The 314-nt window shown below is 44.3% G+C and carries 1 protein-coding gene; it reads left to right on the top strand.

The annotated features are described in order from the left end of the window. Positions 1-314: phosphopantetheine-binding protein (locus tag AB4160_RS14850; protein ID WP_372005306.1), on the top strand; the 314-nt coding region annotated here is incomplete at both ends.

The raw sequence follows: 314 nt of genomic DNA, 5'->3' as shown, positions 1-314 counted from the left end.
ACCATGCTAGCAGTGGTTGCTGAAAAAACCGGTTACCCAACTGAAATGCTAGAACTTAGCATGGATATGGAAGCGGATTTAGGTATTGATTCAATCAAACGTGTTGAGATTTTAGGCACTGTACAGGATGAGCTACCAGGCTTACCTGAACTTAACCCTGAAGATTTAGCTGAGTGTCGTACTCTTGGCGAAATCGTATCTTACATGAACTCTAAACTGCCTGCCGCTGGAGCCGTTACAGCTTCAGTTGCGCCAGTTGCTTCTAATGTCGTTTCAGGTTTATCGGCTGAAACTGTATTGAATACCATGCTAGC

Origin of the sequence: Shewanella sp. 10N.286.51.B8 (assembly GCF_041469325.1) — a bacterium.
GTDB lineage: Bacteria > Pseudomonadota > Gammaproteobacteria > Enterobacterales > Shewanellaceae > Shewanella.
This window is presented reverse-complemented; position numbering and strand designations above follow the sequence as displayed.